This is a genomic window from Paracoccaceae bacterium (assembly GCA_033344815.1).
Lineage (GTDB): Bacteria > Pseudomonadota > Alphaproteobacteria > Rhodobacterales > Rhodobacteraceae > Roseobacter.
Genome location: JAWPMR010000001.1, coordinates 471635 through 484175, shown reverse-complemented (window position 1 = coordinate 484175; position 12541 = coordinate 471635). Strand labels below are relative to the sequence as shown.

Here is a 12541-nt window from a genome sequence, read left to right as displayed (position 1 = left end):
ATGCGTTCGGACAAATCAAAACTTGGGTTTTTTCTGTTGCTGGCGCCGCTGCTGATCTGGCTGACGACGCTGATCGTCTTGCCGCATGTGGGGATGTTTTTTGTATCCTTGCAGGAAAAGGTCGGCATCCGGCAATACGAAACCAGCTTTGCCAATTACGCGGTGTTTTTCAATGAACCGCTCTATTGGAATACCTTTGCGCGCACCGCCTATATGTCGATCACAGCGACCTTTCTGACGCTGATCATCGGCTTTCCCATTGCCTATTACATCGCGAAACTGACGCGCGGGCGCGCTAAGACTACGCTTTTTCTGATGTGCCTGATCCCGTTTTGGGTCAGCGAGTTGGTGCGTACTTTTGGCTGGATGATCCTGCTGCGCGAAACCGGCGTTTTGTCATCGTTCTTACAATACATCGGCGCGGTCAGCGGTCCGGTGGAGTTCCTTTATAACGATGCCGCGATTATGACCGGGCTGGTTTATACCTCGATGCTGTTCATGGTCGTGCCGCTGGTGACCACGCTGGACAGCCTCGATGACAGCCTGATTGAGGCAGGCTATGATCTGGGCGGCTCCAGCCTGTCGATTCTGCGCGAAATTGTCATCCCACATGCCATGCCGGGGATCGTATCGGGCTGTATCGTGGTGTTCATGTTGTCGCTGGGCAATTACCTGACGCCGATCCTGCTGGGCGGCAAGGACAGCCTGTGGTTCACCGGGTTGATTTATAACCAGTTCATCACGCGGTTTAATTGGGAGCTTGGGTCGGCATTTGGCTTCCTGCTCTTGGGGTTGTCCTCGCTGATCGTGTTCTTGGCATTGAAAATTTCCGGACAATCGCTCGGCAAGACGATGGGGCGTTGAAATGATCACCACTATCCCACAATCCGCCCCGTTTCGCTGGTCTTACCGGGCCTATGTGACCCTGTTCTTCATCTATCTGGCTCTGCCGCTTGTGACCGTCTGTGTCTTTGCCTTCAACGACAGCGTCTTTCCCTCGCTGCCTTGGGACGGCTTCACGTGGGATTGGTTTTTCGGGACTGAGGCCCCGCGCATTGGGGTCTTTCACGAACGGCCCATCCTTCGGTCTATCGTGATATCAGGCGTTGTCGCGATTTGGGTGTCAGGCCTGTCGGTGATCGTCGGGACATGTAACGCATTTTTGTTTGTGCGCCACGATTTCCGGGGCAAAAACCTGCTTTATATCCTCATGCTGTTGCCGCTGATCATTCCGGGCATTATTCTGGGTATCTCGATCCTTGTGTTTTCGAGCACCATCGCCAACACCCTCGAAGAGGCCACGGGGCTTTGGTTTGACGGGCTGCGCCCGGGCCTGATCCTTGTCGTACTGGGGCAGTTTTCATTTATCACCACCTTTGCGACGCTGGTGATTTCCGCGCGGTTGCAGAAGTTCGATTCCAGCCTCGAAGAGGCAGCGCTGAACCTTGGGGCAACAAAATGGGGCGCGATCCGTCAGGTGACACTGCCGTTTTTGCTTCCCGCGATGCTGGCAGCCGCGGTTGTCGCCGTGTTGATGAGCTTTGAGAATTTCAACACGACACTGATGCTGGTCGGATCGGATGCGCCACTGACGGTGACCATGTTTGATCGCTTGAAGCTGGGCTCCACGCCTGTGCTGAATGCAGTATCGCTTTTGCTGATCGTAGTCTCGGCTGTGCTGGGTTTGCTATCGTTGCTTTTGAAACGCTGAGGCGCGACGTTGAAAATTCATGAGGTCGACCCGCCGGTCCAAAGCTCGATCCCGCCCGCATAGATCAAACGCAGCGCCAGAATGATCAGGATGGCATTCAGGATCAGCTTGAAGCGCGCCTCGTTGATCTTGAACAGGATATGACGCCCGGCGACGGTGCCCAGAAAGCCGGATGCAATAAGCAAACCGATGAGTCCTGCCCATTTTGAAAATGCAAATCCCAACACCCCAAAGGCAATCGTTTTCAGCAGATGTTGCAGGGTCATGAATGCCGCATGTGTGGCCACATGTTGGATCCGGCTGAGACCCAGAGTCTTGATGTAGGCCGCTACGAAAGGTCCGGTGCCGCCAATAAACATCGTCAAAAAACTGGAAAGCCCGCCGGTGATCGCTGAAGAGCGGCGCATGAGGGCAGGGGGGCTGAAGGCCACAGACCACAAAATGAAAGAGCCAAGCGCGATTTGCAAAGCGCCGGCTTCCAGTTGCACCACAAACAATCCGCCCAGCACGATCCCGATCAGAGCGCCAATTAGAAACGGCATCATGACCGCGCGGTAAACCTCTTTGCGAAACAGGAATGCGCGTCCTGCATTGGAGCCCACCTGCACAAGCCCATGCACCGGCACGATAGCGGGGGCTGGCAGCAGCGTGGCGATGACGGCCAGCATGACCGCGCCGCCTCCGATGCCAAACCCCGCTGTGATCAGCGACCCCAGAAAACTGGTCACGATCAGAATGGAGGCAATGGGCCATCCCAGACCCGCGTGTAAAAGATCGCCAATCATGTAAGTTCTATTCCTCAATCACGTCATGTCGCGCAGCATGCGAAGCGACGAGAGCCAAGCCGCACACGTCTTTTGACCGTTTCAAGCCCAAAGCGCCAGCCGGATGATCCTGAGCGGACGCGATGCGGAAATCGGGAACGGCGTGGAAGACGACGTGCCCAAGTGTTTAATGCGCCTCTCGCTTACCCGGATTTTGTGGCTCCTTTCGAGCGCAGAAACTTGTCTTCAAACGGGGACATGGCATATTTGCGACATCGTGCTAGGTATGTCGCAGCGGCTGATAAAGCAGTGTAAAACGCTCCAGAAAAGGACACAGCAACCAAATGAGAACCACGGTCACATCTTTGTTTTCAGATCATCCCTCCGATGCACCCGCTTTTGGCGCGCCCGATCGCGCGTGGATGAGCTATGGCGGTTTGCGCGATTTATCACAGGAAGTGGCGACGTCGCTGAACGCTATGGGGATCGGAAAAGGCGATAGGGTTGCGATCGTATTGCCCAACGGCCCCGAGATGGCAGCGGCTTTTGTGACCGTTGCGCAGGCGGCAACAACAGCGCCCCTCAATCCGGCCTACCGGGAAGAAGAATATGAATTTTACCTCGAGGATCTGAAGGCCAAGGCGCTTTTGGTCATGCAGGACTACGATGGCCCGGCTTTAAGTGCGGCGCAGAAATCCGGGATGGCGATCATCCGGTTGCAGGTTCCTGATGATGCCCCGGCGGGATATTTTACACTGCACTCTGACACGCAGGGGACTGCATCACCCGATGCGGTCACGGCGGATGACGTCGCGCTGATCCTGCATACCTCCGGCACAACGTCGCGCCCCAAGATCGTGCCACTGTTGCAATCCAACGTTGCTGCCTCTGCGGAACACATCCGCGCGTCACTGGAACTGGCGCCTGAGGACCGTTGCATGAATGTGATGCCGCTTTTTCATATCCACGGGTTGATTGCGGCCGTCACCGCATCGCTGGCCGCAGGCGCATCCATATGGTGCGCGCCGGGGTTTGACGCTTTGCGTTTCTTTGGCTGGATGAAAGAGGCCAAGCCGACATGGTACACGGCCGTTCCAACCATGCATCAGGCCATTCTGACACGTGCCAAGCGCAATGCAGATGTGATTGCCGATACCAAGCTGCGCTTTTTGCGCTCCTCTTCGGCGTCCTTGCCCGCTCAGGTCATGGTCGCTTTGAACGAAACCTTCGCCGCTCCTGTGGTCGAGGCTTACGGCATGACCGAAGCCGCCCACCAGATGGCCTGCAACCCCTTGGCGTCGGGCACCCAGAAACCCGGTGCCGTCGGTATCCCTGCGGGGCCAGAAATGCGCATTGCGCATGAGACCGAAAACCATCTGATGGAAGGCACCGGCGAGGTCGTGATTTCCGGGCCCAATGTGACGCCGGGTTATGAGAGTAACCCAGAGGCCAACACAAAGAACTTTTTCGAGGCCGACGGTGCGCGTTGGTTCCGGACTGGTGATCAGGGGGCGTTTGACGAGGAGGGTTATTTGCACCTGACGGGCCGGCTGAAAGAAATCATCAACCGGGGCGGGGAAAAGATCAGCCCGCTGGAGGTTGATGGCGTCTTGCTGGATCACCCGGACATCGCGCAGGTTGTGACCTTTGCCGTGCCGCACCCCAAACTCGGCGAAGAGGTTGCTGCCGCAGTTGTGTTGAGCGAGGGATCAGAAGCGGTTGAAAAAGACATTCGCGCTTTTGCCGCCACCCGGATGGCGGATTTCAAAGTGCCGCGCAAAGTCATCATCATGGATGAAATTCCCAAGGGCGCGACCGGCAAGATGCAACGTATCGGTTTGGCGGAGAAGCTCGGATTGGTGGAGAAAGCCTGATATGAAAATCTGTATTTTCGGGGCAGGCGCCATCGGCGGTTACATGGGCGTGAAATTGGCGCAGGCGGGGGCAGATGTGTCCTTGGTCGCGCGCGGTCCGCATCTGGCTGCCATGAAAGACAAGGGCCTGACGCTCATCGAAGAGGGCGGCGTTGAGAGCAACGTCAAGGTCACCGCCAGTGACGATCCTGCCGATTTGGGGCCACAGGATTATGTTATTGTGACGCTGAAGGCGCATTCCGTGCCGCCTGTGGTGCCACGCATGGCGCCACTGTTGGGCGAACATTCCACCGTGGTCAGCGGTGTGAACGGCGTCCCATGGTGGTATTTCCACAAGAGCGGTGGCGATCTGGAAGGCACGCGCTTGCAAAGCGTCGATCCCGGCAATGCGCAGTGGGATGGATTCGGTCCGGATCGCGTGCTTGGGTGCGTGGTCTACCCGGCGGCAGAAGTTTCTGAACCCGGCACCATACGCCATATCGAGGGCAACCGCTTTTCATTGGGCGAACCTGACGGATCGAAATCCGAGCGCGCCGTGGCCTTGTCCAAAGCCTTGATGGCCGCTGGTCTCAAGGCCCCGGTACGCCCGCGTTTGCGCGATGAAATATGGGTGAAACTCTGGGGCAACCTGTCGTTCAACCCAATCTCGGCGCTAACACACGCGACGCTGGATGTGCTGTGCACGGACCCTGAAACCCGCGCTGTGGCCCGGGGCATGATGCTGGAGGCGCAAGAGATTGCCGAGAAACTGGGCGTCAAATTCCCCATCGACGTAGAACGCCGAATTGATGGGGGCGCCGCTGTTGGCGCACATCGCACCTCCATGTTACAGGATCTGGATGCGGGTCGCCCAATGGAGATTGACGCCCTTGTCGGATCGGTGCAGGAACTTGGCCGCGTGACAAACACCGCGACGCCGACCATCGACACGGTGCTGGCTTTGATAAAACTGCGAGGGCGTTCTGCCGGACTTTATGGTGGCTGAACGTTTCCCTTTTTGCCGCCGATAAACATGCGTCAGGTCCGCGCAGCCTGTCTTGCGCTCGGCGACAATTGCGCCATGTCCCGCTAGGGTATGGGTGTCAGGACGCAAAATGGTGTTGAAGATCTCTAATTTGGCGAAACGCTACGACACAGGTCCGGGCGCCGTTGAAGTGTTGCGAGATGTTTCGTTCGAACTGGCGGCGGGCGACACCCTGGCTCTTGAGGGCGAATCTGGCAGTGGCAAGAGCACATTGCTTCACCTCGTGGCGGGTCTTGACCGCGTAAGCGGCGGCAAGATCGAAGTGGATGGTACCGATATCACAGCGTTTTCAGATGCGCAGACCGCCCTTCTGCGCCGTAAGACTGTCGGCCTGATTTTCCAGCAGTTCAACCTGATTCCCAGCCTGACAGTGGCCAGCAACATTGCCTTTCACGCACGCCTGGCGCATCAATACGATCCCGATTGGGCGGATCAACTGGCCGAAAAAATCGGGCTGAAGGATCACCTTTCGAAATACCCCGAGGCCCTCTCTGGTGGGCAACAACAGCGGGTCGCCATTGCACGATCATTGGCCGCACGGCCCAAGTTGTTGCTCGCGGATGAACCAACCGGCAATCTGGATGAAACCACGGCTGACGCAGTTTTGAGTCTGATGCTGGAAAGTGCGGCTCAAACCGGCACGGCAATCCTGATGGTCACCCATTCGCTGCGCCAGGCTGCACGCATGACACGCAGACTTTCGCTGTCACACGGCGCAGTGCATCACGTGGGTGACATGTCATGACGTGGCTCGGCATCACGGCTTTGATGTCGCATTGGCGCGCCAACCCCTGGCAATTGGTGACACTGATCGCTGGTCTGGCGCTTGCAACGGCTTTGTGGTCCGGCGTTCAGGCCATCAACGCCGAGGCGCGCGCCAGCTATGACGGCGCGGCCGATGTGCTGTCTAATACCGATTTGCAACAGGTGCGTCGCGCGGATGGTGCGTCTCTCACAACGTCGCAATATGTGGCGCTGCGGCGGTTGGGGTGGCAGGTCAGTCCGGTTCTTGACGGGCAATTGCGCAGTGACGATCAATCCTTACGCGTGATCGGTCTGGAACCGATGACTTTGCCGCAATCCACTATGGAACAAACCCCCGAAGACCCCGAGCCTGACACGACGGGCGGCCCGCTTTTTGAGGCCAACACCATCATTGCAAATCCGGAAGACGCGGGGTTCTTTGACGGTCTTCCAATTGCTGTTCAACTGGATGACGCGCAAAATCCCGGCACGGCGATCGGTGATATTGCGACTGTGCAAAACCTGCTGGCACGACCGGGTGACATCACCCGATTGATCGTGGCATCACGCCAACCGATGGGGGTGCCGCCCTTGCCGCCGGATTATGTTTTGACGCAACCCACAGCACAAAACGACGTGGCGCGGTTGACAGAAAGCTTTCACCTCAATCTCACGGCATTTGGCCTGTTGTCCTTCGCGGTTGGTATTTTCATTGTATACGGTGCGGTTGGTCTGGCGTTTGAGCAACGCCGCGCAGTGTTTCGCACGTTGCGTGCTCTGGGCATCCCATTGCGCCGTCTGATGATCCTTCTGGCCCTGGAACTGGGCGTCTTTGCACTGATTGCGGGCACGATCGGGATTGCGCTGGGGTATGTGATCGCGGCCGCGCTTCTGCCGGATGTGGCGGCGACCCTGCGCGGGCTTTATGGCGCAGAGGTTACTGGTCAGTTGCAACTGCGCCCGGCGTGGTGGCTGTCGGGATTGGGGATGGCTGTGGCAGGCACCGGTGTTGCCACTGCCGCGGCCCTGATAAAACTGGCGCGCTTGCCTTTATTGTCCTTTAACCATCCGCGCGCCATGAGCATGCACGCGGAAGGCGCCGCCAGATGGCTAGCGGCGTCAGCGTTGGCTCTCTTTGTGGTGGGGCTCGGGTTTGCCACTTTAGGGCAGGGGCTTTTTGCCGGGTTTGCTTTGTTGGCTTGCCTGCTGATCGGGGCTGCATTTTTGCTGCCGCTCTTGTTAAACGCAACACTGCATGGCGCAAGTCGGCTGCAGCGCGGCGCCTTGTCAGAATGGTTCTGGGCCGACAGCCGCCAACAATTACCGGGACTTTCAATGGCGCTGATGGCTCTGCTCTTGGCGATGGCAACCAACATTGGCGTCTCCACAATGGTGTCGAGCTTCCGAATGACTTTTACGGGATATCTGGACCAGCGCTTGGCTTCCGAGTTGTATGTTAACGCTAATTCACCCGATCAGGCTGTCGCACTCGTTGATTATCTAGAGGCGCAGGGGGTAACGGTCCTGCCGATCGTTTCTCAGGAGATACGCATCGCTGGATTGCCCGCGGAAGTCTTCGGCATGAAGGATGATGTGACCTACCGTGAAAACTGGCCCTTGCTTGCAACCCTGCCAGACGCATGGGACAGGCTGGCGGCGAGTGAGGGAGCTTTGGTCAATGAGCAGCTGGCGCGCCGGAATGGATTGCAAACTGGAGATACATTGCCCAATGGCGATCTGATCCTCGGCATCTACAGCGACTATGGCAATTCAGCGGGACAAGTTGTAATTTCTCAAACGCTTTTCGCTGAGCGTTACCCGGACATTCGCGCGCAGCGGTTTGGACTGCGCACGGATACACCGGGCCAATTGGCAAACGAGCTGCGACAGGAATTTGACCTCGGCGAGGCCGCACTGATCAACCAGAGCGATCTGAAAGCGTTTTCCCTTTCCGTTTTTGAGCGGACTTTTTCCGTGACTGCGGCGCTGAATGTACTGACCCTTTCTGTCGCAGGTCTCGCGCTCTTGATCAGCCTGTTGACGCTGGCCAGCCTGCGCTTGCCGCAATTAGCGCCGGTCTGGGCCTTGGGATTGACGCGTAGGCATCTCGCGGCTTTGGAACTGTTGCGCGCCATTTCATTGGCGGCTCTCACTGGTGTGCTGGCGGTGCCGTTGGGATTAACACTGGCGTGGGTCTTACTGGCGATTGTCAACGTCGAAGCGTTTGGTTGGCGGCTGCCGATGTTTTTGTTTCCATTGGATTACATGAAGTTGGGGGGGCTGACGCTGGTTGCCGCACTTGCTGCGGCCCTTTGGCCCGCGATCCAACTGGCGCGCACGCCCCCTGATAAGCTGCTGAGAGTCTTTAGCAATGAACGCTAATTCTTTGGTCATCGGCTTTCTGTTCTGGTCGCTATGTGCAACATCGCTTGTTGCTCAAAGCTTCGCCGGGCTCGGGAATGACGCGGAAGGGTTTGATCTGCCTGTACGTGGTCAGGCATTTGAGTTCCCGGCCGATCATGGCCCGCATCCGGGGTTTCGCATTGAATGGTGGTATCTCACCGCCAACCTGAAAGACGCAGCAGGGACAGATTACGGCTTGCAATGGACCCTGTTTCGCAGCGCCATGGCGCCGGAAGAACGCCCCGGGTGGGACAGCCCGCAGCTTTGGCTGGCACATGCGGCCATTACGACGCCCGATGCCCATCATGTGGCAGAGCGGCGGGCGCGGGGCGGGATTGGTCAGGCGGGCGTTACTGCCGATCCGTTTGAGGCCTGGATTGATGACTGGGTGATGCGCGGGGATGACATGCAAGAGATGTCCCTGCGCGCCACAGGCGTTGATTTTGCATATGACATGGCACTGAAGGCGCAAGGACCGCTGGTTTTTCACGGGGATCGCGGGTACTCGCAAAAATCAGCTTCGGGCCGCGCCAGCTATTACTATTCCCAGCCTTTTTTTGACATTTCCGGCACGCTGACCCTACCGGGCGGGCCAGTGGAAGTGAGCGGTCAGGCCTGGCTGGATCGCGAATGGGCCTCGCAACCGCTTGGAGCGTCTCAAGTCAGTTGGGATTGGTTTTCAATGGCTTTCGAGGGGGGCGCGCGTCTGATGGGATTCACCCTGCGCGATAGCGCGGGCGGCGATTATACCGCCGCCACCTGGATAGAGCCTGACGGATCTGCCACGCCTTTTCCCGATGGCGCTTTTTCGGCTGAACCGCTGGTCACACATGACGTAGCGGGTCGTCAGATTCCGACAACTTGGCGCGCTTTTTTGCCCGCTAAAGGCGTTGACGTCACAGTTGAGGCGTTGAATCCGCAGGCATGGATGGAAACATCCATTCCTTATTGGGAGGGGCCAGTGCGAATTTCCGGCACGCATGTCGGGCGTGGATATTTGGAAATGACCGGGTATTGAATGCCTCACAAGGCGTGCTTGATGGCCAAGTGTTGGGCTGTTGCCTATCCTATCGGACCGCAAATCGCGTTCCCGGCGCGAACTGTTATGGAATTCGCCGGTTGAACCGGGATGGTACTTTAGGCCGTCGGGGTGTGACGCTCGTGGTCGCTGCGGTTACAGCGTGCGTGGCCTTTGGGCGCTATCGTGCATGCCACCTCATTTGAACCCTTTTACGCTCCGGATGTTTTCGCAGAAACTGGCCGCGACCCGCTTGCGCGCATTCCCTTCAAAGGGACTAAGGTGAGTCCACCGCGTGTTGACCCGATAGTAGCGCGGTCTCACTGCATGTTTCGCTGATTGCCAGAGAGCTTTATTTTGAGTTTGGAGAGTTTCGCATCCCACAGGCGGTTCCGATTCTGACGTATGACACAGATGCGGCGGTGTTTTCGATGCAGGACGTCACAGGATTTGCCGCTGAAATTTTTCGGGACAAAATTGGTCCCTCATTTTGACTTGCGAGAATGTAGACAGCGATTGATCTGCGTTGCAACCGGATGCGCATGAAAAATTCCGGGAGCCGTCGCCTGGAACCACTTCACGGGGTAGCGTTGGAACAACTGTAAGGCGTCGCACTTGCCAGCCAGCGCACCTCACGGAACGCATTGTGCTTCAGGAACGGCGAAAAGATGGCTTGCACCGATCTGGCTCCTTGCGGTTCCGTAATTGACCCGCCGGCGTGATTTCATAACAATGAATGATTAGCAGATGATATTTAAGTATCTGTAAATATGTAATAAAAAAGGAAATCTGTCAGTTTGCAAATTTTTGCAACTGATTTGCAAATCTGTTGTGTGGTATTTTCCGCCGCGCGGCGCACTCTGCGCAAGAGCGGAAATCCAAACAGCGTTGATGTCAGCAGAATTGCGGTTATTGCCAAAAAACATGACACGCAATGCTGTCGCAGTGTGCGATTTCCTATGGTGAAGCAGTCCCGCCGCACCCCTCCCGCAAGCGGGACCGCCACCGATGCCACAAGCGGTGCGTGATTGATTGGACCGCACTTTCGTCACGTCCCTTGCCTCATTCGAACGCCCGAACGGGCGCAGTAAGGCCCGTGGCACCCCGTCGGTGCGTCAATCGTAGGGTTCCGGAGTGAATTTGTTTGGGATGGAGGACTCCAGTCGGCCCGAGCAGATATGATTTTGGTACCGTTACGCTTGGTGAGCGATCCGGTGAGAAGGTTTTTTGCGTGGGCTCTCCACATTATCTGATCAGAGATGCAGCGCGCCCGTATGCATGGTGCGGCATTAGCTGCATGCGCTACTGTTGTTGTGCAGATGACCAGGCTTACTCAAAAAAAAGCCAAATGGATCTGTAGTTTTCCATGGTTGTTTCGTTGCTGACGAAACCCTCAGTGTCGATCCAACAAACACTTTAGTTCGGGTTCAGGGACGAGGTCTGAGACGCAGGCGTACAGTGAATTCGAATTTACAGTCTCAGAGGGGCGGAGAGTGTTGATGAATTACCATCCGGGTGAGGGCATGCGGTTGCATCAGGTGCCGGATTCAACCGCCAGTGTCTAGATTGACAGCGCTTCGGCAGGTTCCCGGTTCCGACTTCAGCTCTGACATGTCCGACTTACCCGATGCCGCCGCTGACCGCCGCATTTACAGAACGTCTTTTGGTCGGCAAAATGTTTTCATTCAGGCCCCGATGCCATCTGTTCCAAGGCCATGTAATAGTGATACTCCTTGAAGGATCACTTTCATATCCGCGAGCGCGGTTCAGACATCGCATTCAGAAAGGGCAACCTCTTGGATTTTGCAGCAACCGAAGAACAATCCGCCATCTTCGATATGGCCTATGCCTTTGGACAGGAACACATCGCACCTTTTGCCCAGGATTGGGAACGCCAAGGTACGATCCCCAAAGCCCTTTGGCCGAAAGTTGCAGAGCTCGGGCTGGCGGGGATCTATGTTTCGGACGAATATGGCGGATCGGGACTGAGCCGACTGGATGCCACGCTGGTCTTTGAAGCATTGTCCATGGCCTGTCCTGCGGTGGCTTCGTTTTTATCGATCCACAATATGTGCGGTGGCATGATTGACAAATTCGGGACTGAGGACAGCAAGGCAAAATGGCTGCCACAGATTTGCAGTATGGAGAAGATTTTTTCTTATTGCCTGACCGAACCGGGATCGGGATCAGATGCAGCAGCCTTGCGCACGCGGGCCGGGCGCAGCAATGAAGGCTATGTGCTCAATGGCACAAAGGCGTTTATCTCCGGGGGCGGTTATTCGGATGCCTATCTCAGTATGGTGCGCACCGGGGAGGATGGGCCAAAGGGGATTTCGGCGATGATCGTCGAGTCCGAAAGCGAAGGCTTGTCCTTTGGCGCCCTGGAACAGAAAATGGGGTGGCGTGCGCAACCGACGGCGCAGGTTCAATTTGATGCCTGTCACGTGCCATTTGACAATCTGATCGGGGAGGAAGGGCGCGGTTTTTCCTATGCCATGGCGGGGTTGGATGGGGGCCGGTTGAATATTGCGGCATCCGCTCTTGGGGGCGCGCAGGCGGCGCTTGATGCAGCCTTGTCTTATGCGGCGGAGCGCAAGGCGTTTGGCAAATCCATAGATCAATTTCAGTCATTGCAATTCAAATTGGCGGACATGGAAGTCAGACTTCAGGCAGCACGCGTTTTCCTGCGTCAGGCCGCATGGAAACTGGATCAGGGCGCGGTGGATGTGACGAAGTTTTGCGCAATGGCAAAGGTTTTTGTCACGGATGCGTCCTTTGATATCGCCAATGATGCTTTGCAAATCCATGGCGGCTATGGGTATTTGGCGGACTATGGCATCGAAAAAATTGTTCGGGATCTACGGGTCCATCAGATTTTGGAAGGCACGAATGAAATCATGCGCATGATCGTGTCGCGACAGCTGATTTTGGAGCGGGCCGGTTGAGGGCAAATTGGCCGCCAAAAACACGACGACATTAAGGCTCGCTTCATAAGTCTTTGCC

At 56.7% G+C, this 12541-nt stretch carries 9 protein-coding genes; 8 read left to right on the top strand and 1 reads right to left on the bottom strand.

Annotated elements, in window-relative coordinates:
• Entirely contained in the window at positions 1-864 is an 864-nt protein-coding gene (locus R8G34_02315) for an ABC transporter permease (protein ID MDW3221713.1), read from the top strand.
• A gap of 1 nt (position 865) precedes the next feature.
• Positions 866-1711 carry an ABC transporter permease subunit gene (locus tag R8G34_02310; GenBank protein ID MDW3221712.1) on the top strand — a complete coding sequence of 282 codons (846 nt, stop codon included), beginning with the start codon at positions 866-868 and terminating at the stop codon, positions 1709-1711.
• Between the two features lie 17 nt (positions 1712-1728).
• Here R8G34_02310 and R8G34_02305 read toward each other — a convergent pair whose 3' ends face one another.
• Complete coding sequence (locus R8G34_02305) at positions 1729-2496, bottom strand: sulfite exporter TauE/SafE family protein (protein MDW3221711.1); 768 nt, start codon at positions 2494-2496, stop codon at positions 1729-1731.
• A gap of 323 nt (positions 2497-2819) precedes the next feature.
• Between R8G34_02305 and R8G34_02300 the strand changes: the two genes are divergently transcribed.
• The 6 genes from R8G34_02300 (at position 2820) to R8G34_02275 (ending at position 12483) form a co-directional block, all read left to right on the top strand.
• Positions 2820-4349, top strand: a complete 1530-nt coding sequence (locus R8G34_02300) for an acyl--CoA ligase (GenBank protein ID MDW3221710.1) — start codon at positions 2820-2822, stop codon at positions 4347-4349.
• Between the two features lies 1 nt (position 4350).
• Positions 4351-5334: a 2-dehydropantoate 2-reductase gene (locus R8G34_02295; GenBank protein ID MDW3221709.1), complete on the top strand. Its 984-nt coding sequence runs from the start codon at positions 4351-4353 to the stop codon at positions 5332-5334.
• Positions 5335-5443: 109 nt separating this feature from the next.
• On the top strand, positions 5444-6118 hold the full coding sequence (locus R8G34_02290) for an ABC transporter ATP-binding protein (GenBank protein MDW3221708.1): 675 nt from the start codon (positions 5444-5446) through the stop codon (positions 6116-6118).
• On the top strand, positions 6115-8499 hold the full coding sequence (locus tag R8G34_02285) for an ABC transporter permease (protein MDW3221707.1): 2385 nt from the start codon (positions 6115-6117) through the stop codon (positions 8497-8499). The genes R8G34_02290 and R8G34_02285 overlap by 4 nt, the downstream gene beginning before the upstream one ends.
• A complete protein-coding gene (locus tag R8G34_02280; GenBank protein ID MDW3221706.1) occupies positions 8489-9538 on the top strand; it encodes a lipocalin-like domain-containing protein in 1050 nt (349 codons plus the stop codon). The genes R8G34_02285 and R8G34_02280 overlap by 11 nt, the downstream gene beginning before the upstream one ends.
• Before the next feature lie 1796 nt (positions 9539-11334).
• Complete coding sequence (locus tag R8G34_02275) at positions 11335-12483, top strand: acyl-CoA dehydrogenase family protein (GenBank protein ID MDW3221705.1); 1149 nt, start codon at positions 11335-11337, stop codon at positions 12481-12483.
• Positions 12484-12541: the final 58 nt, after the last annotated feature.